Annotated in this window: 20 protein-coding genes; 10 read left to right on the top strand and 10 right to left on the bottom strand. The window is 40.4% G+C overall.

Annotation, left to right across the window (positions count from 1 at the left end; translation table 11 throughout):
* The first annotated feature begins 2 nt into the window (after positions 1-2).
* The 5 genes from ACOAOT_RS21740 to ACOAOT_RS21720 are packed head-to-tail and all read left to right on the top strand — an operon-like array spanning position 3 to position 4,827.
* Positions 3-896 carry a hypothetical protein gene (locus ACOAOT_RS21740; protein WP_420218857.1) on the top strand — a complete coding sequence of 298 codons (894 nt, stop codon included), beginning with the start codon at positions 3-5 and terminating at the stop codon, positions 894-896.
* 8 nt (positions 897-904) lie between these two features.
* Complete coding sequence (locus ACOAOT_RS21735; protein ID WP_420218856.1) at positions 905-2,395, top strand: DUF5048 domain-containing protein; 1,491 nt, start codon at positions 905-907, stop codon at positions 2,393-2,395.
* A gap of 14 nt (positions 2,396-2,409) precedes the next feature.
* Positions 2,410-3,036 (top strand): hypothetical protein, encoded by a 627-nt coding sequence (locus ACOAOT_RS21730; protein WP_420218855.1) that lies wholly within the window; start codon positions 2,410-2,412, stop codon positions 3,034-3,036.
* A complete protein-coding gene (locus ACOAOT_RS21725; RefSeq protein WP_420218854.1) occupies positions 3,029-4,435 on the top strand; it encodes a glycine-rich domain-containing protein in 1,407 nt (468 codons plus the stop codon). Before ACOAOT_RS21730 ends, ACOAOT_RS21725 begins: the two co-directional genes overlap by 8 nt.
* Positions 4,436-4,452: 17 nt before the next feature.
* Positions 4,453-4,827, top strand: a complete 375-nt coding sequence (locus tag ACOAOT_RS21720) for a hypothetical protein (RefSeq protein ID WP_420218853.1) — start codon at positions 4,453-4,455, stop codon at positions 4,825-4,827.
* A gap of 307 nt (positions 4,828-5,134) precedes the next feature.
* Here the strand turns inward: ACOAOT_RS21720 and ACOAOT_RS21715 are convergent, their stop codons facing one another.
* Both ACOAOT_RS21715 and ACOAOT_RS21710 read right to left on the bottom strand, forming a co-directional pair.
* Positions 5,135-6,970, bottom strand: a complete 1,836-nt coding sequence (locus tag ACOAOT_RS21715) for a glycosyltransferase family protein (protein WP_420218852.1) — start codon at positions 6,968-6,970, stop codon at positions 5,135-5,137.
* Positions 6,971-7,006: 36 nt separating this feature from the next.
* On the bottom strand, positions 7,007-9,292 hold the full coding sequence (locus tag ACOAOT_RS21710) for a glycosyltransferase (protein ID WP_420218851.1): 2,286 nt from the start codon (positions 9,290-9,292) through the stop codon (positions 7,007-7,009).
* 428 nt (positions 9,293-9,720) lie between these two features.
* On the opposite strand from ACOAOT_RS21710, the gene ACOAOT_RS21705 reads away from it, so the two are divergent.
* Positions 9,721-11,400: a methyl-accepting chemotaxis protein gene (locus ACOAOT_RS21705; protein WP_420218850.1), complete on the top strand. Its 1,680-nt coding sequence runs from the start codon at positions 9,721-9,723 to the stop codon at positions 11,398-11,400.
* Positions 11,401-11,457: 57 nt separating this feature from the next.
* Here the strand turns inward: ACOAOT_RS21705 and ACOAOT_RS21700 are convergent, their stop codons facing one another.
* The 8 genes from ACOAOT_RS21700 to ACOAOT_RS21665 all read right to left on the bottom strand — a co-directional run bounded on the left by ACOAOT_RS21700 (position 11,458) and on the right by ACOAOT_RS21665 (position 20,418).
* Positions 11,458-12,405, bottom strand: a complete 948-nt coding sequence (locus tag ACOAOT_RS21700; protein ID WP_420218849.1) for an ABC transporter ATP-binding protein — start codon at positions 12,403-12,405, stop codon at positions 11,458-11,460.
* Positions 12,392-13,474: an ABC transporter ATP-binding protein gene (locus tag ACOAOT_RS21695; RefSeq protein WP_420218848.1), complete on the bottom strand. Its 1,083-nt coding sequence runs from the start codon at positions 13,472-13,474 to the stop codon at positions 12,392-12,394. The genes ACOAOT_RS21700 and ACOAOT_RS21695 overlap by 14 nt, the downstream gene beginning before the upstream one ends.
* A 10-nt stretch (positions 13,475-13,484) precedes the next feature.
* Positions 13,485-14,546 carry an ABC transporter permease gene (locus ACOAOT_RS21690; RefSeq protein WP_420218847.1) on the bottom strand — a complete coding sequence of 354 codons (1,062 nt, stop codon included), beginning with the start codon at positions 14,544-14,546 and terminating at the stop codon, positions 13,485-13,487.
* Entirely contained in the window at positions 14,533-15,480 is a 948-nt protein-coding gene (locus tag ACOAOT_RS21685; protein ID WP_420218846.1) for an ABC transporter permease, read from the bottom strand. Before ACOAOT_RS21685 ends, ACOAOT_RS21690 begins: the two co-directional genes overlap by 14 nt.
* Positions 15,481-15,570: 90 nt before the next feature.
* A complete protein-coding gene (locus ACOAOT_RS21680; RefSeq protein ID WP_420218845.1) occupies positions 15,571-17,253 on the bottom strand; it encodes a peptide ABC transporter substrate-binding protein in 1,683 nt (560 codons plus the stop codon).
* A gap of 314 nt (positions 17,254-17,567) precedes the next feature.
* Entirely contained in the window at positions 17,568-18,101 is a 534-nt protein-coding gene (locus ACOAOT_RS21675) for a shikimate kinase (RefSeq protein WP_420218844.1), read from the bottom strand.
* Positions 18,098-18,736, bottom strand: a complete 639-nt coding sequence (locus ACOAOT_RS21670) for a flavin reductase family protein (RefSeq protein ID WP_420218843.1) — start codon at positions 18,734-18,736, stop codon at positions 18,098-18,100. Before ACOAOT_RS21670 ends, ACOAOT_RS21675 begins: the two co-directional genes overlap by 4 nt.
* An 11-nt stretch (positions 18,737-18,747) precedes the next feature.
* Complete coding sequence (locus ACOAOT_RS21665) at positions 18,748-20,418, bottom strand: putative manganese-dependent inorganic diphosphatase (RefSeq protein WP_420218842.1); 1,671 nt, start codon at positions 20,416-20,418, stop codon at positions 18,748-18,750.
* Between the two features lie 406 nt (positions 20,419-20,824).
* Here ACOAOT_RS21665 and ACOAOT_RS21660 point away from each other — a divergent pair, with 406 nt between their 5' ends.
* From ACOAOT_RS21660 to ACOAOT_RS21645, 4 genes are all read left to right on the top strand, one after another.
* A complete protein-coding gene (locus ACOAOT_RS21660; RefSeq protein WP_420218841.1) occupies positions 20,825-21,259 on the top strand; it encodes a LytTR family DNA-binding domain-containing protein in 435 nt (144 codons plus the stop codon).
* An 11-nt stretch (positions 21,260-21,270) separates the two neighbouring features.
* Positions 21,271-21,705 (top strand): DUF3021 domain-containing protein, encoded by a 435-nt coding sequence (locus ACOAOT_RS21655; RefSeq protein ID WP_420218840.1) that lies wholly within the window; start codon positions 21,271-21,273, stop codon positions 21,703-21,705.
* A gap of 144 nt (positions 21,706-21,849) precedes the next feature.
* Positions 21,850-22,764, top strand: coding sequence for an ABC transporter ATP-binding protein (locus tag ACOAOT_RS21650; RefSeq protein ID WP_420218839.1), 915 nt, complete (start codon positions 21,850-21,852; stop codon positions 22,762-22,764).
* Positions 22,761-23,618 (top strand): ABC transporter permease, encoded by an 858-nt coding sequence (locus ACOAOT_RS21645; protein WP_420218838.1) that lies wholly within the window; start codon positions 22,761-22,763, stop codon positions 23,616-23,618. Before ACOAOT_RS21650 ends, ACOAOT_RS21645 begins: the two co-directional genes overlap by 4 nt.
* The last annotated feature ends 7 nt before the right edge of the window (positions 23,619-23,625 follow it).

Genomic DNA, 23,625 nt, shown 5'->3' with positions numbered 1-23,625 from the left:
CAATGTTTTTAGGTAGTTCATTTGCTTCAAGTAAAGAATCTTTGACCTCCTCCTTTGCATCCTCTTCAGATGTGACTGACTTAACCATTGCAAATGCAGTGTTTGACGAAATTTACTCCACAGTAAACCTGACCCCTATGACAGAAACAGATTTTAAAATTCCTGCCATATGGGGATTTGATACCCGATTACACGCTTTGTTCCAGGACAACCTATATGGTGGAAACGTCAGTTTCACGGAAAGTATTGTGGAATCTATACGGATTAAAAAGAAAGTTAAGGGCGATAAAAAATTCAAAACCATTTATGAAAAATCCATTACCTCTAATGATGATTTTAAAATTGAGTTAATGGATTATTATGAACCCGTGGGCACTGTAGAATATGCCTATGTACCAGTTATTTCAGGCGGTGAAAACAGTTATATTACAAATCGGATTGAATCATTCTTTGACTCCTACTTTATCTGTGAAAAGGATATATCCTACCCGATGATCCTGGACACAGGCTTTGAAAAGAAGCTGACCCAAAAAACAAGCCTGATTGAGCTATTGGGACGTGAAAAACCAGTGATATTAAAAGGCGGGCGTGTCCGTTATTATGCGGGAGATGTTTCCTGTACCTTTATTGAATCAACAAAAGATGGCTGGCAGACACACACCTCCTGGGAATATAGAAATGGAATTTACGATTTTCTCACAAATGGCAAACCCAAAATTCTGAAGGATTATCTTGGAAATATCTATATGATGGCCGTCACCAGCGGTGATATTTCTGAAGAGTCCGACCATTATGAACACGTAATTACCAAGTTCAGTGTTGCAGAATGCGGCAGTGCTTATGACCCCGGCGATTTATACGACAACGGCTTTATTAACGCTGACATTGACAGGTAGGTGAACCCATGAATTATCAAGTAACACAATCTGATATCAGCCTCTTAAAACAGGGAACACAGGAGATCTTCCTGAAAGCAGAGTTGCTTAACTCCTCCTATAAAATTCTGGACTCTTTGGAGGGCCAGATCATTTCAGACAATTATAGTCAGGATAATGAATCCATTCAACGGAGGAGTTACAGCTTTGATTTAATTGTATTAAATTCTTCCTTTGCCATTGGAAAGGATAAGAAAATTTGGATGGACAAACGGGTTCGGATCTACTATGGCATTAAATCGCTGCGCACTGGTGAAATCACATGGTATCTTCTTGGAATCTTTTGCTATGTGAGCATGAAGTATACTTTTTCTTTACAGGAAAAAAGACTTTCTGTCACCTGTGCTGATTTAATGGCTCTATATGACGGAACATTAAACGGACATCTTGCGGGCTATGGTTCTTCTAACAATCCGCCTGCTTTTGCGTCCCAGTCTATTACCATTCCTGCCGGAGAGGATATTCGTTCCTCTGTCCTTGCAATTGTAAAAGAGGCAGGAATTGAAAACTACATTATTGAAGACATAAGAAAACCAGTTCCCTATGACCTGACTTTCGAGACTGGATCAACCTACGCAGATATCTGGACTAAGATTCGGGATCTTTATGATTCCTGGGAATTTTATTTTGATGCAGATGGAACATTTGTCTGGAGAAAGATACCTACCTGCCTGGATGAACCAGTTACAATTAATGACTCGCTGCTTGGAAATCTTATTATAAGCGAAGATACCGATGTGAAATTCGATGAGATTTACAATGTAACTGAGGTATGGGGAAAGGTGCTTGAATTAGAGTCGAAGGATCGGTATGCGGATACCTCAACATATAAGAATCAGGTTTATGATGTACATTTTGATTCCTTAAGTTCTTGGCAGGATGTTGATAATCTTACACAACTTGCATTTAAAGTTACTGCAGATCATACTGATGCCCCTATGTTTACTATAAACGGATTTTCTCCCGCTATTCCTATTTACGATGGGGATGGTAATTTGTTAAAAGCGGGCGTTTTGAAAAAAGATACTGTCTATGTCTTTCGTTATCGAAGACTTACTAATTTAAATACCATACCGGGAGCGCTTTTCTTACTAGGACAATTTCAGTGCTATGGTAAATACGTTGAGAGATCCAAGGACTGCCCTTTTTCGGTAACAAACTTAGGTTACGAAATCCCCCAATCCCTGGACTACAATACCCTAAGTGACGATGCCGCCTGTTATAATCAGGCACAATACCTGACCTACCAGTCCACTGCCATGAAGGACACCATACAGCTGACTTCACTGGTAATCCCCTGGCTTGAGGTCAATACAAAAGTTGAATATACACCCAGATACAATTACGTAACCAGTCAATACATAGTTAAAAACATAAGCTGGTCCACAGGCGAAGGGACAATGAGCATTACTCTCTATCGTTTTCTGGAGAGCTTTTCTTATGTTTATAATAGTAAATGAAAGGGGTTTTAAAAATGAGTTATTCAGAATATCCTCACAGCAGTTTTCCTGAAAAAATCTGCGACTTGCCCAGCATGCAGGACGTATCTGCAACTATGCGTCCGGCTATTGAGCAATACAATGAGGCTTGGATTAACAATGATGTGGATGCTATGGCTGCTATAAAGGAAAAGTATCCTAATCTGACTAAGTCTTTATTTAATGCAGACAAATTTAACACCTTACTCGATGGAGTAAAAGCAACTCAAAAGTTTTTTAAAGAGGAAGTGGATGCAATGATACAAGATGTCGCACAGAAAACTGTTGGCATAAATGACAGTCCGGCTGAAGACCAAAAAAAGCTGAATTCTTATTCTGCGGAAAAAACAGATTATCTGACGGGTGTATCCATTGCTACCAAATTATCTATTCCGGTTACGGCATGGGATAGTAATCTTACCTATACTTTTAATTCGGATAAAATTGAGGAAAATGATACGGTGAATGTTTACTTCAGTTCCGACAGCATGGTAGCAGCGGCAAAGGCTTTTATTGTTGTGAAAGATGATACCGGCGCAGGCAATCTTGTTCTGGAAGCCAGTAAATCACCTAAACGTACTTTAAATATTAGGAATATAGAGGTGGTGAGAAAAAATGGCTAAATGTGGTGTAACAAATATTGGTGGTGGCGGGGGAATTGGTTCCGATGAAGTTTCCGCTACAAAGGATACTGTATTAAGTGGTAAGACATATGTAGGATCGGATACCAACGATGAGATTGGTACTGGTACAATGGCAAATAACGGAACTACCGGAAATCAGAGCCTTAACGCAGGAAGTTTATTTCTGGTAAAAAAGGGGTATCATGCACAGGATTTCTCGGTGGAAGCAAACAGTCTAAGGAGCCAGACACTAGCTACTGCCTCTTCTTCCGATATTATAAGCGGGAAAACAGCCTGGGTAAATGGATATTCCATAACGGGTACAGTCTACTTACAAAGTATACTGTCTTTTAGTTGTACCCCATACTCAGCTACCAAAATTATGTTTACTTGGCAGAATCCATCAAGAGGTCCTTTTTCTGGTGTTATTATTATTGGAAAAACAGGTAGTTATCCTACTAATATCTCTGATGGGACAAGATATTATAAAGGTTTTGGAAACAATGCAAATGCATCTGGAATTTCAAATGCAATAGTAGATGGGTTTAGTGTGGGGATTACTTATTATTTTACAGCTTTTAGTTACACAACTAGAAATAGTGGAGAATGGATTAGTAATATTACAAAAGCAACCAGTATAACTATTCATAAAATAACTCAAGTGTTCACCCAAAGCACCGCTTGGGTTGTTCCTAACAATGTTTATTCGGTAGATTTATTTGCTGTAGGTGGTGGTCAGGCTGGAGATAAGGGTATGCATGATTCCGGTACATATGCAGGTTGGGGTGGAAATAGTGGAAAAACAGCCACTTTATATAATTTTAATGTGTCCCCTGGAGGAGTTATTTATATTAATGTCGGAAGTGGAGGGATTGGAGGTGAATCCGGTTCTTTTACTGGATATGCTGGCAGTGTTAGTAATTTCGTATATAACCAACAGACAATATGTATAGCAGCTGGTGGTGATCGCAGTATTGGTGGCTCTGGTGGCGGCTCTGGGGTTTATACCACAACAGGGAATGCAGCATATTCAGTGGGAGGTTATGGCGGAACAGATGGAAATGACGGTGGAACAAATACCGGATATAAATCAGGCGCCTCCCCCAGGTATGGTCAACATAGCACAACACGAGCTTTTGGAGAATATAATGGTACACTATACGCAGGGGGTGGTGGTGGTGGTGGCGGTCAAGATAGAGATACAGAACTTCCCGGCGGTGGCGGTGGCGGTGGCGGTGGTACCGGGGCACAAGCCACCATATCAAACGCAACTCCTGGTACGCCTGGTACAGGTAGTGGTGGTGGTGGCGGTGCAACTGGACTTGGATTTAAAAGTTCAACCACGCACTTTGGAGGTAATGGTGGTTCAGGAGTATGCTTAATCAGATATATTGGATAGAAAGAGGTGAAAATCATATGACTTATGCATTAATTTATGAAAACATAGTGAAAAATAGGTTTGAATGTGAAAATTATGAACTAGCAAATTTATTAGCCCGAGCATCATTCGGAAATGACGCATTTGCAACAGATACAACTAAATATGCATCGACCGTTGGGGATAGATACGAAAATAATAAATTCTACCACGTTCTAGAAGACGGCACGGTAAAGGAGGTCGCATATATCCCCTCTGAACAGGAAAACATAGACTTACTACATGGAAAATTATTAAATTCACAACTCGTACTGGCGGATACTTATGAGGATAAATTAAAACTCGAGAGCAAAATATTAAAACTTGAAAAGATGTTGGTAGAAATGTATGAACACATGAAAGGAGATAACTAATTATGAACGTAATTTCTTATATCTATGCGGACCTAATTGAGACAAGTCTTAAAACTGGAGTAACTTATAAAACTTTGGATGAGGTTCCTATAATAATTAGAAATGAAGTCAAAGAATTACTTGTTAAAAATGGCATTAACATTTCTTAAATCTACTATAAAATAATATTCAGTCAAATTAATAAACTAGCCCCTATAGATTAGACCTAAAAGAAAATATAGGGGCTATATCACATTCTATCGGAAAATATCTTTAACTTAACAAAAAAGCCTAATGTTACCTAATACTTAATAATCCATCTCTTTGATCAACCCTTACAATTCTCGATTAATACTACCTTCCCCCCATCTCTCTCAACCCGATAAACCCCAACCTCCCCCGCTACCCCATAATGCTTCTTAAGCAAATACCGCACCTCCACGTCACTCTCCACCACCACCAGGTAATCATACCCACTCAGAAGATTGTCCATATTATCTTCATAGAAAGCGCAGATGCCATCCACATGAGGCGCAAAAAGCATGTATTTCCCAATATACTGCAGATAATAATCCGTTACCTGTCCGTCCGCATCCGTTGCATAAAACAAATACCTGCTCTCATCCATCTTCCCATCTTGATACCACCGGTCTCCCGTGACCTGCCGTACCTTATAAGGCAATGTAGAAGTATAAGATTCCTGTATTGTCTTCATACCATTAAACTCCGACATCAGAAGAACAACCGCTAATGCAATACAGACAATAACCCCTTTCTGATATCGATCCTTGCTATCCACACTTTTAAAAGCCATCAAATCCGAAACCTGTCCGATTCTATAATAAAAAGTTCGTTCCAGATCCCCGGTTGCGCATAAAACCAGACCTCCCGCAAAAAGAACTACAATGCTGGAAGCATAACGTTCAAATCCCGCCAGCCTGAGAGCCTCATCAGAAGGCATGGAGAAAATATACAGACCCAATATACCAGCATAATAAATTATAACTACAACATCCAGTGCAATTAAAGCCTTCCATAGTCTCCAGTTCTTTTTCAACACTGCCCAGGCAAATATACTGCCTCCCGCTGCCATCAGATTAAACGCCAAAATCCCCATAAACGGTCTGCTTTTCAAATCAAAAACCGACCGTATAAACAGACTAACAATCTGTCTGACTTCCTCCTGAGTTTTCCCACCAAATACGGTATCCACCTGCCGCGTCACATCAAACTTATTTTCAACTCCCTTGAAGGCCGCGGCCATATGCCAGCTCCATAATAACCAGGGAATCAATGCCACTCCAATGGAAAAAAGTACCGCAAATCCATTCTTAACCAAATCTCTATCCTTGTTTCTTAACCATATAAATATAAGATAACAAAACCCAATCCCGGCAAAGATCGTTCCAGTACTCTTAATAATCATTAAAAGCCCGGCAACGGGCGCTATTACAAAACATGCCTTTACCAATTGTTTCTCATAACGATCAACAACAGCAAATAAAACCAACGTAAAAATTGGCAGCAAAAAATCAACCAGCAGATTGCTGATTCTTATAGTAATATTAAACACAGAAAGTGTAGAGCAGCCTGCGGCTAAAAACGCATAGAGTAAAAACCTTTTTTTCTCGGTTATAACGCCAAACAAAGCATAAAAACAGGAAAAAATCAGAAGTCCCTGAGCAATCAGCATTACTGCCTCAGAGTGCCCCGCAAACCGGCAGATAAAATAGATAAACGAAGTAGTTCCCAATGGATAATTTTTAAAATCGATCAGCGCAGAGGTAGCATCCGGAAATGCATTGGTGCTTAACATCTGCTTTAGAACCACTGCCCAGTGAGAAAAATTGTCATAGTGAATCAGCCTGCTCCTGTATAACAGATAAAAAAAGAACAGGCTGCCAATCACAAACAAACTTTTAAATAAAGTAATCTCTGCATGGATTTTATATTTCTTAAATAGAATTCTGACCCCATAAATTCCCGCAAGTAAAACTCCCCCTGCCAGAAGAATCACGGCTCCAAGGTATAAATACCCCGCAAGGCCCGCGAAATAAACCCCGCAGGCCAGAGAGGAAAAAACGAAAATAGGAATAAATTCACTCTGAAGCTGAAGTAACTCCTTTGCAAAAAGCATATAACCAGTCATTGAACCTATCAGCAAAATTATTAATCCACTTTGAAGCTGCCATAACATTTTTTATTTCTCACCTTCGTCCGTTTTTGATATATCAGACAGGATTTTATCGATTTGATTTTTTTCAATCAGTTCATCAATATTAGTAACTGCCAACAGCTCTTCCACCGAATGCTGCCGGTATTTTCCTGTTCTCTTTAAAGTCAGTTTGATTCCTTTCTCTGTATTATAATCAAACTGATCTTCCTCATTCCCTTTTGCATCAAAATTCAGAACAGAAAAATAATTGAAATTAAAATTAACTACTTTGCAGGTCGCTCCATTGGAAAAAGCAATCTCCTTATTAACCGGTATCCGAGGTAATTTTCTCTGATCGTAAAATGTTTTGCTAATCCTCTTTTTTATATTTCTTATCATATCGTCGTAAGCAGTGATCCAAAGATTCATTTCCATTGGCAGACTGTGAACCCTGTCATAAATAAGCTGCATATACTGACGCCTGCTGCCTTCATCTTCAGGTTCTACTAAGGCTGAATAACGCCAGCCCCCTTCAACTTCATCCTTTTTCACATACTTTATATTCCCGCAAAGACGGGCCTTATAATGGTTGGAAATAACAGTAAAATGAATGACTTCCTGCTCCGGTAAATATACCGGTGTTTCCATACGAAATGCCACTCCATTCTCAGATAAATCCACAGTGACAGCCTCATACTCCTGCCCCTTATACTCCACCACTATTTTTTCATTTGCCATAAAACGTTCCGATTTTCTATAAGCGGGTCTTCCAAGCATAAAAAAGATAGCATAAAACAGTGCGACCATATTGTATGCGATCCAGAATATAATGACGCTGCTGTATAAAAGTGCCCAGCCATATTTTCCGTTAACAAACCGTATCATGGCTGCTGCTGATAAAATAAGAAGAATTATGTGGGGAATCGCATAAAGAATATAGCCAAACCGTGATTCATTCACATTTCTCTTCTTATTGGTAACCTTAAATTTTCTCTGATGAATATGAAGCGTCTCAAGTATCACAGGAATAATCAAATACGGCATGAAGATCGTGTCAATGACCTGACTCCATCTCTGGTTTCTAATATTGCCTGATAAATACCGCATTGAAGTGCTATAAAAAATATAAGCAGGAAGCCAAAAAACAATTACATCCCAAAATCCGCTGTTTACAATCTTAAAATCAAATAAGGCAAACAGGATTGGTGAAAGAATAAATATCAGACGGTTAAAAAATGACCACCAATACAAAAAGCTGTTTAAATAAGTGATTCTTGCTGGCAGTGAAAGTTTCTTTGTAACGATAGCTTTTGTATTCTGCAGGCTCTGAATCACGCCTCTTGCCCAGCGAACTCTCTGTTTTAACATGGATTTTACTGTAGTCGTTGTCAGTCCTGCTGCCTGAATCTCATCTGTTGCATAAGTGATATAACCAGCTTTCTGAATACGTATACTTGTCTCAAAATCCTCAGTTATGGTGTTATAAGGAAAGCCTCCGATTTCCTCCAGCGCTTCTCTTGAAATTACCGTATTGCTTCCGGTATAGGCCACTGCATTGGAAGAATTTCTCATAATGTTCACTTCTTTTGAAAAGAAGTCCTGTTCATTTGGTATGTTACCTTCTGCATAGAGATTAAATTGAAATAAATCCGGATTATAAAAACTTTGAGGGGTCTGGACTATGCCCATCCGAAATTTTTTATCTATCTCACCTTCCGCTCTTAACTTCCAGCCCCCATCTTCTTTCTTAAATCTGGAAAGCAGAAAATAAGGAACTGTTTTCATTAAAAACGTTCTCTGTGGTATCATATCCGCATCGAATGTGGCGATTAACGGGGAATTGGTCCTGCTTAGAGCGTGGTTTAAGTTTCCTGATTTTGCATGTTTATTATCAGCAAGTCCCAGATATCCAATCTGAAATTCTTCCGCCAGTTTCGCAATCTCTTCTCTGTTTCCATCGTCGCAAAGATAGATGTGAACCTTATTCTTATCCGGATATTCCATAAATGTGCAGGCATTTACCGTTTTGTACAAAATATCTGCAGGTTCATTATGAGTAGCGATAAAAACATCTACGTCAGGATAATATTCCGCCGGTACTTCCGGGCATTCCAGATGATACCGGTTCATACGCATTTTCTGGTAAAAAAGTTCAAAGGTAGTAAAGACAGTAACTGCTTCCGCAGTATACAAAAGAAGTCCAAAAATCATATTTAATGCGCCCTGATGATAAGGCAGCGTAAATACAAGTCTCCAGATTAAATAGATTGACATCAAAATAATTGTTACGATAAAAAGCAAATTTCTTTTTCTATCTTCTTGTCTCATCATATTCCCCCTCATATGCAGACAGATTAATTTCCTGCCTCACCAAAAGAAGTTATCATGTGAAGTCCGAGCCTAATCATATACGGTTTACGGCTTTAAGTCAACAGATCTGCGGTCAGGAATCAGTGGATGGGAACGATGTAACAATGATTCCAATAAACACCTCCTGATTCTGTTTCTGATATCACAGGGAAAAGACCGTTAAAACTTCCCTAAAACGGGGGGGACCTTATGCGGAATTATTGTCATTAACTGTTCTTGACTAATGTCAATAAAGCAATTATAATATTGCAATAATACCATATTTTGGATATTACTAATTCTTACCATTGTTATATAATGTTGTTATAAACGGAATTATTTTACAATGCGTTTAAGGATTTTTATGGAATAAAGGTATATGAAGAACAGAGGTAAAGAAGGGAAAACACATGCTGAAAAAGTTAAAAGTTGGAAAACGGTTATTACTTACATTTCTTATTGTCGTATTATTTTCTGGTCTTGCAGGAACCATAGGAATCCTGCTCATCCGCACCGTTAATCAGGAGTATAGTACTGAACTTCAGGATTATGGTTTCGCGCAAGGAGATATCGGAAGCCTTGGGCAGGCATTTCAGGCACATCGCGCAACAGTTTTATACATAATCTTTTCAGAGGATGCATCTGAAACAGAAAAACAGAAACAGAACTTAAGCACACAGGTTGATACAATTAATAAGATGATGAAGCAGGTAGAGAGTCGAATGAAGACTCCCGCTGAGAAAGAACTTTACAGCCAACTTGTTGAAAAAATGACCAAATACGAAGGTATTCGAAGCAATACCATAGAACTTGCAGGTAAATCCACCCAGGAAGCCATGTCCACTTTCCGCAGCCAGGCAGCCCCACTGGCAGCTGATATCGCCAACACCATCAATACGATGCTGGCAAATAAATCAAATGACGGCAATGCTAAATCACATCAGCTGGAAATGCAGACTAATATCTTCATAATTATCATGATAATTATCATACTCGGGTCCATAGCAATCTCCATATTCATTGCAATCTATATCACCCGCGGTATTATAAAACCCATTGATGAATTAAAAGACGTAGCTGACAAGATGGCTCAGGGTAACTTAAACTGTCATGTTGAGTATACTTCTAACGACGAACTGGGACATTTAGCCGAAAGCATGAGAACCATGATGGAACGGATTTCCTACTATATGAATTATATTTCCGTAACCACACAGCGGATGGCGGATGGAGATTTTAATATTCCTCACGATCCGGAAGAATTTAAAGGTGAATTCCGGGATGTTCAGATTTCCATTCAGGATCTGACTGATTCCCTTAATGATGTTATGATTAAAATCACTCAGGCATCAGATCAGGTTGCAAGCGGTGCAGAACAGGTTGCAAGCAGTGCTCAGGCGCTTAGTCAGGGAGCAACTGAACAGGCTTCCTCCATTCAGGAGCTGGCAGCAACAATCAACGATATTTCAAGCAATATCAATCAGAATGCTGAGAATGCAAAAGAAACAAATACTCAGGTTGAAACGACTTCTGCCGAGGTAGAGTTCGGTAAAACACGAATGGAACATTTAAATTCTGCAATGGATACCATCAGCGAAGCATCTTCTGAAATCAGCAAGGTTATAAAAACCATTGAAGACATTGCTTTCCAGACCAATATCCTGGCGCTGAATGCAGCGGTAGAAGCAGCAAGAGCAGGTGATGCAGGCAAAGGCTTTGCCGTAGTCGCAGACGAAGTTCGAAATCTTGCCAACAAGAGTCAGGAAGCTTCCAAGAATACGGCTGCACTAATTGAACGGGCACTGGCTTCCATAGAATCCGGCAATCACATTGCAAAAGAAACAAAGGAATCCATGGATCGCATTGTATTATCATCCCAGACAGTAGCCAACCTTGTTTACCAGATTTCCACCGCATCCGAACAGCAGGCCACTGCAGTCAACCAGGTTACACAGGGCATTGACCAGATTGCAAGCGTAGTTCAGACGAATTCCGCCACGTCGGAAGAGAGTGCTGCAGCAAGCGAAGAGATGGCCGGTCAGGCTCAGATGCTTAAATCTCTGATGAAACAGTTTCAGTTAAAAGATTAAATTAAGCGATAAGAAGTAAAAAGAAGGTATGCCCGTCAATGTGCATACCTTCTTTTTTTATTGTTGTAAGAAATCATCGGTCAGCCACCGTTTCACCTCATCATCTGTTCCGAGAACATAATGCTCACCCTCTACGTGATGCTCCGTCCCCGACAGATAATCGATCCCCATTCCTTTTAGGTCATAAGTAAATGCCGTCCGGCTCCGTTCTGAAACAGGATCCGGTTTTGGTATTGCGGACAATAAAGATCTTGTATAGGGATGGATCGGCCTTAAAAATATTTCTTCTGTTGTCCCCGTTTCCACCAAATGGCCCAAATGGAGAACTCCAATCCTGTCAGAAATATATTTTACCATGGATAAATCATGAGCGATAAATAATATGGCTGTCTTCGTCTGTTTTTGAAGCTCTTTCATCAAGTTTACAACCTGGGCCTGAATGGAAACATCCAATGCACTAATTGCCTCATCTGCAATAATTAATTCCGGTTCCATAATAAGCGCTCTTGCAATTCCGATCCGCTGTCTCTGACCTCCCGAGAATTGATGGGGATAACGATTGGCATGTTCCCTGGAAAGCCCCACCATATCAAGAATCCGATATACTTTTTCCTCTCTCTCCTGCAGGGTTGTGTACATGTGGTGAATATCAAGTCCCTGGGCAACAATATCCAGAATTTTTTTTCTGGGATTTAAACAAGCCATGGGATCCTGAAAGATCATCTGCATGTTAGTTCTTAAATGTTTTGTATCCTGAGGGGAAAGTTTTCCCGAAATTTTTGTTCCCTGAAACCACACCTCACCAGAAGTGGGCTCATACAGACGGATAACAGACCTTCCGATGGTAGATTTTCCGCTTCCTGACTCTCCCACCAGACCATAGGTTTCTCCTGGGTATATTTGAAAAGAAACTCCATCAACAGCTTTTATGGAAAACTTCCTGCCAAGCTTAAAATGCTGCTTTAAACCTTTCACTTCCAAAAGCGGTTTTCTATTCTCCTCCATGCATATTCACCTCCTCCCCTATTCTCTTAATTCTTTCCTTTAATGCCTCTGGCATTGACACAGCAGGTGCGTTTTCGTGAAGAAGCCATGTTGCCGCATAATGAGTCTCCGTGACCTGGAACATAGGCGGTTCCATACGGTAATCAATATTTAATGCAAACCGGTTTCTCTCTGCAAATGCATCACCCTCTGTTTTATTTAACAGATTGAACGGACTTCCGGGGATGGTATAAAGCACCTCGTCATTGGTATCTAAATCCGGCATGGCAGACAACAATCCCCAGGTGTAGGGGTGTCTGGGATCATAAAAGATCTCCTCAGAAAGCCCTTTTTCTACCACTTTCCCCGCATACATCACAGCAACATAATCCGCCACCTTCGCCACTACTCCCAAATCATGGGTGATGTAGATGACAGAAATTCCTGTTTTCTTCTGAATATCTTTAATCAGTTCCAGTATTTTAGCCTGAATGGTCACGTCCAAAGCAGTAGTAGGTTCATCACAAATCAATATCTCAGGATCACAGGACAAGGCAATTGCAATTACCACTCTCTGCCTCATTCCTCCGGAAAGCTGATGGGGATAGCTTTTCATTCTCTTTTCCGGCTCTGTAATCCCAACCAGATCAAGAAGTTTCACCGCTTTTTCATATGCTTCTTTTTTACTGGTTTTATAGTGATAACGCATTCCTTCCATAATCTGACTGCCAATTGGCATGGTTGGATTTAAAGAAGTCATAGGGTCCTGAAATACCATGGCGATCCGGCGGCCATTAATCCGGCGGCGCATTTCTTTTTTACTGAAAGACAATAGTTCTTCTTTTATCTCCTCCCCACTCTTACGTGAGGTAAAATCAATGGTTCCGCTCTTTACTTTTCCGTTTCCGCTTAATATACCCATAATTGCCTTTACAGTCACTGATTTACCGGAGCCCGATTCTCCTACAATAGCCAGCGTTTCCCCCTGATATAAATCCAGATTGACTCCTCTAATGGCATTTACTTCGCCGGCAGAGGTCTGAAACGAGATGGATAAATCTCTGATTGATAAAACCTTATCTTTATTCATAATCTGCCTCCTACATCTCTTTCATCTTCGGGTCAAACGCATCTCTCAGTCCATCTGCCAGCATATTAAAGCTGAGCATAATAACTGCCAGAACGATCACTGGTGATATGATCATATAGGGATGGGTTGTGAAGGACTTAAACGCATCGCTGATCAGTGACCCAAGAGAAGCTAACGGTGCCGGAACCCCCAGGCCGATAAATGCAAGAAATGCTTCCGTAAAGATTGCGTTTGGTATGGAAAACATGGACATTATGATCAGCTGACCAAAAATGTTCGGAAGTATTTCCTTAAAAATCAAATAGAAATCCCCCGCTCCAAGTGTTCTGGATGCAAGAATAAACTCCTGCTCCTTCAGCTTTAAAACCTGGGCTCTGGCGACCCGGTTCATACCAATCCAGCCGGTAATTGCAAGTGCCAGAGTAATGGTTGCAAGCCCTGGCTTTAACACCAGCATAAGAAGGGTAACAATGACAAGGGTTGGAATTCCATTTAAAATCTCCGCAAACCGCTGCATGGCATTATCCACTGCACCCCCAAAATATCCGCTGATCAGACCGTAGCTCATACCAAAGCACATATCAACAAGAACCGCCACCAAAGCAATGTAAAGGGAGATTCTTGTTCCCATAAACGTCCTGGTAAATATATCCCTGCCCAGTACATCTGTACCAAACCAGTAATAAGTATTTTCAAGTCCGGTAGTCTTTTGCGGATCAACATACCGGTTAACTGTTACTTTACCAGTGGAGGTGTTCATGGTCTCTGATCCATCCATAATTCCCCACTTTTCCAGAACCGGAACTCTTGGTGCAAGATTCTGGTTTGCTATGATCTGTTCATTGTATGTATAGCCATTCATATATGGGCCCGCAATTGCCAAAAAAATGACAAAAACTATAGCAATAAAACCCGCTGCTGCTCCTTTATTTTTTAAAAAGGAAGATATAACATCTTTCCAGTAAGACTGTGCCGGATAAACCCGGTCAATTCCAATCCTGCGGTTATCAGCCATAATAAAATCATCCGGCTTAAATTCAAACGATACTGATTCCCTGTTATGACTGCTCATAGTCATCCTCCTTCGCCAGCCTGATCCGTGGATCAATGAGACCATATAAGATATCCACAGCAAGCATGATTCCGATATACATGGCACTGTATATAAATGCCAGAGTTACGATCACATTATAATCATTGGACTGAATGGCCGTGACCAGAAGGCTTCCGATTCCAGGAATGGAGAATATTTTTTCCACCACCAGAGAACCGGTCATCAGACTGACAACAAGAGGCGCCAGAACTGTGACAATGGGAATCAGTGCATTTCTTAATCCATGAATCAGTATGAGCCGCCAGCCCGGAAGTCCTTTGCTTTCTGCAAGAAGCATATAATCGGAACCCAGAACCTCCAGCATTTCCGTTCTGGTAAACCTGGCTACGGTTGCTACTGTAAACATGGCTAAGGAGATGGTAGGAAGAACGGAAGATTTCACCGCTTCCTGCTGCTGATACAATAAAGGAAACCATTTAAACTGATAGCCAAGAGTATAGGACAGTCCCAGTGCAAATACATAAGATGGAAGACTGACTCCAAGAACAGAAATGACCGTTGTCATGGTATCAAAAATCGTATTATGCTTTAAAGCAGCTATGAGTCCCAATATCAGTCCCACCACAGTTCCAAGTAAAACTGCCTGCCCTCCGATTCTGATGGAAATAGGAAGTCTGGTTGCTAAAAGAGTAGTAATAGACGTATTCTTGGAAATGGTATAGGATACCCCAAAATCACCGGACAGCATGTTCTTAACATAATTTAAAAACCGTATGAATACCGGTTTATCCAGACCGTACTTGGCATTTAACAGCGCCACCTGAGACTGGGTTAGTTTCTCATCATTGAATGGGGAACCCGGCATTAATTCCAGCATCAGAAATAATATAAGCAGGATAGCCAGCAAAGTGGCTACTGAAATGCAGATTCTCTTAACAATATATCGTTTCACAAACGTTACCCTCCCAAATTAAGCAGCCAGAGGAATAACAGGCAGGACCTGTAACCCCTCCGGCAGCCAGAATATAAAACTTACAAAGTCTTATTTCTTAGTTGTATTCTTAAAATAACGGTTGATCGCGATGGAGTGGAATTCCACGCCTTCAACACCAGCTTTTTGCATTACTGCATTTCCCTTCTGGTAAACAGGAAGAATCACTGCATTGTCACAAACAATCTTTTCTGCACCAATTAAGGCTTTCCATCTTGCTGCAGGATCAAGTGCAAGATCCCCTTTCTTAGCAGACTGGATAATGGAATCATATTCAGCATTTGACCAGAAGCCATAGTTGTTGGGGCTGTCGGTAATCCACATGTCAAGATAAGTCATAGGATCCGCATAGTCCGGTCCCCAACGGGTAAGACCAAGTTCAAAAGTACCTTCCTGCATCCGCTCTACACGGTTTTTCTTAGGCATCTGCTCTAAGTTAATGGTGATTCCCGGAAGCGTGGTCTGAATTTCTGACTGAAGGAACTGTGCCACATTAATGGCAGATTCCGTATCTTCCACAATCATGGTGTAAGTCAGGCTCTCAACTCCCAGTTCTTTTTTCGCCTCTTCCCAATATTTCAAAGCTTCCGCTTTATCTGTCTTAAAGTAGTTGCTTCCTGCATCTTCTCTATAATCTTTTCCGTCAGGACCTGTTGCAAGAAGGGTTGGTACTGCAAAATATGCCGGAATTGAACCATCTTTTAAAATATTTTTGCAAACTGCCTCTTTGTCAAAGCAAAGGGACAATGCCTTTCTTAAATTAAGGTTTTCAAGGCCTGCCACTTTGGTATTGGGTGACATATACCATAAATATCCTGCCATAATATTTTTAAATTCAGGATCTGCCTGGAACTGTTCCACCTGCTCACCAGAAAGTGTAACTAAGTCCAGATCTCCATTCTGATATGCAAGCATTGCCTGCTGGGAATCCTTAATAACCTGATAATTAATACCATCAAGTTTTACCTTTCCTGCATCCCAGTAATCCGGATTTTTCTCCAGAGTAATAGTAGTTGCTGCCGGCTCATAGGCGGTAATCTTAAATGGTCCGTTTGACAGCAGTGTATCCGGTGTACTTGCATACTGATCTCCACACTTGGTGAAAAATTCTTCATTTACGGGATAGAAGGTTGGGAAAGCCATTAAAGATTCAAAAAATGGCACCGGTACGTCAAGTTCTACTTTCAGTGTCTTATCATCAACCGCAGTTACTCCCAGTTCTTCTATTGGTTTTTCACCAGAAGAAACTGCATCTGCGTTCTTAATGCCCGCGATTCCAACAATAAAAGCGTATTCACTTGCCGTTACAGGATTCACTGCCCTTCTCCATGCAAATACAAAATCCTTAGCTGTAACAGGTGTTCCATTAGACCACTTTGCATCCCTTAAATGATAGGTAAGAGTCAGCCCATCTGCGCTCTTATCCACACTCTCCGCCAATGCGGGAACCGGTTTCCCGTCTGCATCCAGTTCATAGAGTCCATCCGTTGTATCCGCAATTACTTCGAATGATGTTCCATCTGTCGCTATCTGGGGGTCCATGGAAGCAACCTCCACATCGATATGTACGTTTAATGCATTCCCTTTTGCCGCTTCCGCCGCCTTCGTTTCCGCCGCAGCCTGGGTTGTGCCTGAGACTGGAGCCGCAGGTTTGGAATTGCCACAAGCGGCCAAAGACCAGACCATTAGTCCGGAGATTCCCAGTGATACCATTTTTTTCATGGCTTTCTTCATTTAATTACCTCCCAATGCAATTAATTTTAAAAAAATAAAGGCATCTGGCAGAATTGTTTTCTGTTCAGACGCCTTAGTCTTAATTTTCTATAACTTTATGATATTTTTATATATTTGTCAATAGTTTTCGATATCCATTGCTTATAATAAAATCAATAAGTTAATTTTTGAATTACTTACTTAATATTTTAAACTAATAAATTAAATATATTAACATTATCACCTCATTTTTTATATAAATATGCTGGTACAAATAAAATAAGACGCAGAATCTTATCAATTCAACGTCTTGCTTTCATTCCTTTATGTTTCCATTATGTTTCCAATCCGAAACGCTCTTCCAATATACCTCTAAGTACATCAACGATACCGCCGGCATCAATTCCGGTCTCATCAACGGTGATATCCGCGTACTTTTCATAATAAGGAATCCGCTCTTCGTACAAATCCTTTAGTGTCATTCCATCTTTCAGCACAACTCCACGATCCGTTAAATTACCAAGCCGTTCCTCTACTGCTTCATAACTAAGTTTTAAATAAACCACTGTACTGATATTTTTAAGATGTTCCATGGCTTCCTTTCCGTAGATCACACTTCCACCAGGGGCAATGACACTGTTATGAACGGAAAGCTCTGCATTCACTCTGTTCTCCACATGAAGAAAGCCCTCTTGTCCCTCCTCAGCAATGATCTCTTTTAACAGCCTTCCCTCCTGTTCCTGGATTACGATATCCACATCAACAAAGGAATAGCCCAGGCGCTTTGCTAAAAGAACTCCTACTGTACTCTTTCCTGAGGCCGGCATTCCAATTAAGGTAATGTTGTCAAGATTCTGGTTTCTTCTCATTTCCTTTTCCTCCTGTCCTTTGACTTCTTATCCGATTTTCTTACTGAATAGCCAAAAGTGCCCACCTTTTTTCCAAGCTCAAAATATTCTCCATGGGAATAAGTAATCAGTTTTGACTGATTCAGATGAAATTTGTTCTGCTCATCCATATACCGGTCATCTACCGTTACCCCTACTACCTCAGCGAGAAAAAGATCATGACTTCCAAGAGGCTTGATCTCTGTAACTTTACAGGAGAGAATCACCGGGCTTTCTGCGATTCCCGGCACTCCTATATTTGTTAAAGAACAGGGGGTTAATTTCATATCCGCAAATTTATCCACGTCCCTACCAGATTTCACACCGCAGTAATCTGCTGCCCGTACCAAATCGGCAGTCACCAGATTTAAAGCAAACTCGCGGGTTTCCTTAATAATATTATAGGAGTAGCGCTCCCGCCTGATGGAAATGGACAGCATGGCAGGAGAAGAACAGATCGTCCCGGCCCAGGCTATCGTAATGATATTGGGCTTTTCTCCCTGGCGCATACAGCTCACCATAACTGCAGGTACTGGATAAAGCATATTTCCAGGCTTCCAGTCTATCTTTCCGGATGGCTTCGCCTGCCCGGACTCTCTGTTATTCTTATCTTTCATGATTCCTCCCTCTATTCCTGCACTGCAAGCATGATACCAGGAATCAACTGCTTTTTCCTGGATACAACACCAGGAAGACTTACCAGATGATCTTCACTGCTGTCTGTGGAGTCCTCTGCACGGAATGCAGTTGCAATCAGTTGTTTCGCACCCTGTCCCTCACAAAGAAGTACCGTGGATTCTGTAAGGATATTGGTCAGCATGAAGAACATCATATCTACCCCATGCTCCTCTCTGGCCTTTTTCATATAAGGAAGCATTCTCTCTTTTAATTCATCCAGTTCCTTGGGGTTTAAGGAGCTGATCTGTCCTACTCCAAAGTTCACCTTTCCAAATGTAAACTTCTTAAAGTCCTGATAGAAGATCTCTCCGTCTGTTTTCCCTTTTAAATTGCTTCCTGCTGCAAACATGGATGAAGCGTATTTTTCCACCTCAATCCCTGCAATGTCTGCAAGATTAAGAGCCGCCCTCTTATCTGCCTCTGTGCAGGTAGGAGACCGAAACAGCAGCGTGTCGGAAATGATGGCGCTGCATAATAAACCGGCAATCTTGGGTTCTATCTCCACGTGATTTTCCTGATACATCTGGTATATAATCGTAGCCGTACATCCAACTGGCTGGTTGCGGAAGAATACCGGGGCTATGGTTTCCACAGTTCCAAGTCTGTGGTGATCGATAATCTCCAGCACCTCAGCACTTTCCATTCCCTCAACTGCCTGGGACCGCTCATTATGGTCAACCAGAATCAGACGCTTTCCTTTGGCGCCAAGAAGGTTTCTACGGGATATCATACCTTTGTATTTTCCATTCTTATCAAGAACAGGGAAATCGCGGTGGCGTTTGCTGGCCATTACATCCTTAATATCGTCAATATAATCCTCTACCTCGAAGGTAATCAGTCCGTCTGTTTTCATAAAATAACTGATGGGAATACTCTGATTTACCAGACGGGCAGCTGTGTAAGTATCATACGGAGTTGTCATAACTGCGCACCCACGCTCCTGGGCAAGCTTCTTTATGGTCATGGATACTGCAGCACCTTCACAGACAATAATGCAGGCTGCTTCCATCTCAATGGCACACAGCTGGGATTCATAGCGGTTTCCTAAAATAACCAGATCACCTTTGGCAATATAATATTCCATCATGTCAGGATTGGCTGCAGCAATTAAAACCTTTCCGTTATTAAAATAATCGCTGACATTACCAACCACCATGTTTCCTTCTAAAGTCTCCACAATGTTAGCATACTGGGTATTGGCTTTTGATAAAATACTGCTGTCATACACATTCATATAGGACTTGGCAATATCACCTACTGTAATAAGCCCCTCTAGCATTCCATCGTCAGTCACAGCAGGAATGGTCACAGCATTGGCCTCCTGCATTAAATTCCAGGCATTTTTCAAAGAAAGGTTTTTCTTTACCCCTCTGGTCTCCCTTATCTCAATATCCAGTACCTGGGTCTTTACATTCTCAATCAGCTCCGGAGGCTCAACTCCAAAATAATTAAGTACGAACTGGGTTTCTTCATTCACCCGCCCAGCTCTTCCCGGTTGATAGTCTTCCTTTGTCAGCAGCCTTTTTAAATTGGCATAACAGACAGCTGAACAAATGGAATCTGTATCCGGATTTTTATGTCCAATTACAATTGTTTTCCTGTTTCTACGGTTCTCTTCCATGCGTTCCTCCTTTATTTCATAATCTGTTTACACAGCGTTCATATTGTGTTCACATGTATTTTTTATACTAATTGTATAGAAATCAAACAAACAAAAACGCTTAAATAGTCAAATTGCACATAGATTTTTCATAATTGCCCCGACTGCCTGGCAGCCGGGGTCTCCTCATTTTACAAGGTTTTATTCTTTGTGAAGTATTCCCATTATATCATAATTTAGTAAATTGTAAATAAGCGATGACTGCTGTTAACATGCTCTTGGTGAGAACATTTCCCTCTCAGGGCAAATAATGATAATCAAAAGTAATTCCATTATATGGAGTGTTATTGTAATTACGATAGTAATACCAATGCCTTTATGCTACAATAAATTATTATATTCTAAATCTGCAGGCAGGTGAAATAAGTTGAAAATTGTCATTGAGGAATCACAAGACGGGGAAGAAGACCAAATAATTATTAAATGCCGGGAGATGACTGACGAGTTGATTCATCTACTGGCTATGATTAAATTACATGATGCACTTATTGCTTACGATGGAACTAATATTCACCGTCTTCAACCGAAAGAGATCTATTACATTGAAGTTGTTGATAATAAAACTTTCCTATATTGCAAAGATAAGGTGCTTGAATCAAAACAAAAATTATATGAATTAGAAAGCCTACTTTTAAAAAGTGACTTTCTTCGGGTATCAAAATCGATACTGCTTAATTTAAGTAAAATCAAAACGCTAAGTCCTGCGCTGAGCGGACGCTTTGAAGCGACTCTTTCCAATAACGAAAAAGTTATTATTTCCCGGCAGTATGTAAGCGATTTAAAGAGAATTCTCGGAATATAGGAGGCGTCAGCATGAATATAGAAAATTTGATAAAAACAATGTTTCGTTCCTTCTTCATTATAGTAACAGGGATTATTACTTCTATGTACGTATTTTGCCTGGTATTTTATCCAGATGCCAGCTTTTCCCTGCATGACATTGGCGGAATACTAGTGATGGCTTTTGTCAGCGATCTTCCATATCTCCTTTTTTACTCAAGCAAGGAACTCAGTAAAAAGCAGATGTACATTCGTAAGTCAATACACCTGCCAGTACTTTTATCCGTAGTTTTGTATTTTGCCTGCCTTTGGGACTGGATCAGTATTAACCACACCAAAGAAGTGCTGACATTCGTTTTGCTTTTTCTTTTTGTATATATTATGGTTTATATAATTTGCAAATATCAAGATAAAAAATTAGCAGACAAGCTAAATCATCGACTTAGAGAGCGTTACCGTTCACAATAGAATATCACGATAAAGATGGCAGGCTATTTACAGCTTACCATCTTTTTTTTACAACTTACCTTTTACTATTCACAGCATACCTTTAGACCCATTGCCGGCACTTCATTGTTCTGGTACAGTGATTACCAAGAGAGGTGACTAAAAATGGATAAAATTATTGAAGTATCAAATTTACAAAAAAATTACTCAAGTCTATGTGCTGTGAATAATATTAATTTTTATGTTGAGCGAGGAAAACTTTTTTCATTTCTAGGTAGTAACGGTGCCGGTAAATCAACGACCATTGACATCTTGTGCACATTAATGAATTTTGACGGCGGTGAAGTTACCATAGACGGACTTAATCTTTGCCATGACAGACAATCTATAAGAAGTATAATTGGTGTGGTTTTCCAGGACAACGTACTGGATCCGTTGCTTACTGTACGGGAAAACCTCCTCATAAGGGCGGAATTCTATCAGTCGGACAGATCATTGATTCAGAAATCCGTCTACGAGGCTGCTCAGATAACCGAATTAAATGAATTTATTGATCAACCCTATTGTAAGCTTTCAGGAGGACAGCGGCGAAGAGCGGATATTGGTCGGGCACTGATTAATACACCTAAAATCCTTTTTCTCGATGAACCCACAACCGGCCTGGATCCGCAAACACGAAAAAGCATTTGGAATTCAATTAAACTGCTTCAGAAAAAAACAGGAATGACAGTATTTCTTACAACCCACTACATGGAAGAAGCTGCCGAATCGGACTATGTAATTGTACTGGACCACGGAGAAATCGCAGCAAAGGGGACGCCTGTTGAATTAAAATCAAAGTATGCCACCGATTGTTTAAGGCTTTCCGTATCAAATGAATACGCATTACGTCAGATCCTGTTGGATTTTAAGCTTAATTTTACCATTTCAGCAGGTGAGTTTATTATAAATCTGCCTGATACTATGAAAGCCTTGCCTGTATTGGAAAAATGCAAATCCTGCATCAGCAGTTTTCAGGTTCTACAAGGTACTATGGATGATGCTTTTATTGGTATTATGGGGAGGGATTTAAGGAAATGAATATTTTAATCAAGCGGAACTTAAAAATCTTTTTTCGCGATAGAAGCGCAGTATTATTTTCCCTGCTTGCTATTTTTATCATTATCGCATTATACGCAGTGTTTTTAGGCGATGTGTGGCTGGATGACTCCATGCAGAATATAAAAGGCACCAATTATTTAATGAATACCTGGCTTTTAGCAGGCCTTCTTGCAGTCGCGTCTATCACAACAACTATGGGTGCATTTGGCATTATGATTGACGATAAAGTCCGTAAAATTAACAAGGATTTTTACTCTGCTCCAATTAAAAGCAGCCAGATTACAATTGGATATATTGGCAGTGCATTTTTAATAGGTGTAATATTATCGATTATTACGGTTTTTGTATCTGAAATATATATAGTATTACGTGGAGGGCAGTGGATGACGTTTATTGGGCTTTTAAAAGTCATATTACTTGTGATTTTCACAACAGCAACAAATACTTCTATTGTCTGTTTTATTGTTTCCTTTTTCAAAAGCCACAGCGCATTCAGTACTGCCAGCACAATAATAGGGACTACAATTGGATTTTTAACAGGTATTTATCTCCCCATAGGAGCCCTGCCCAAATCCGTACAATTTGTCATAAAATTATTTCCTGTATCCCACGCTGCTTCACTCTTACGCCAGGTACTTATGAAAGAGGCCATGGAGGCTTCATTTTCAGAAATACCAGCAAATCATCTAAATGAATTTAAAGAGTATATGGGAGTTACCTTCCACTTTGGTAACTCTGTTGTCCCGTGGTGGCTCAGTATCCTCATTCTGGTCTTCACAGCCACTTTATTTTATGGTCTGTCAATCATTAATCTATCAAAAAGAATTCAATAATAGTATG

The organism is Lacrimispora struthionigena (genome assembly GCF_048627165.1).
In the GTDB taxonomy this organism is placed as follows: Bacteria; Bacillota; Clostridia; order Lachnospirales; family Lachnospiraceae; genus Lacrimispora.
The sequence above is the reverse complement of the archived record's forward strand: the minus strand, read 5'-3'. Positions and strand labels throughout refer to the sequence as shown.